Origin of the sequence: Methanococcoides sp. AM1, assembly GCF_900774055.1 — an archaeon.
Lineage (GTDB): Archaea > Halobacteriota > Methanosarcinia > Methanosarcinales > Methanosarcinaceae > Methanococcoides.
This window is the reverse complement of sequence record NZ_CAAGSW010000012.1, coordinates 1-474: the sequence shown is the minus strand read 5'-3', so window position 1 is coordinate 474 and position 474 is coordinate 1. Positions and strand designations below refer to the sequence as shown.

Sequence of the window (474 nt, the reverse complement as noted above, 5' to 3'; positions counted from 1 at the left end):
CAGCTGGTTTGTATACTGTCAATCTTACTGTCAGTAATATCAATGGCACTGCTTCCGAAATCAAGACCGGTTATATCAATGTGACATCAGTTCCTATACTTCCGGTATCCGATTTCAGTGCTAATGTCAGTGAAGGTATTGCTCCCCTGAGCGTTGCGTTTACTGATCTGTCAACCAATGCAACGTCATGGTCCTGGGATATTGATGCTGACGGTACTGAAGATTACTCCAGTCAGAATCTCGTTCATACGTATGATACAGCTGGTTTGTATACTGTCAATCTTACTGTCAGTAATATCAATGGTACTGATTCCGAAATCAAGACCGGTTATATCAATGTGACATCCGTTCCTATACTTCCGGTATCCGATTTCAGTGCTAATGTCACTGAAGGTATTGCTCCCCTGAGCGTTGCGTTTACGGATCTCTCAACCAATGCAACGTCATGGTCCTGGGATATTGATGCTGACGGTA

Annotated in this window: 1 protein-coding gene; it reads left to right on the top strand. The window is 43.5% G+C overall.

The window, feature by feature from the left end:
- Window positions 1–474 (top strand): PKD domain-containing protein (locus E7X57_RS12180; protein WP_135613258.1); only part of this gene is annotated, 474 nt, incomplete at both ends.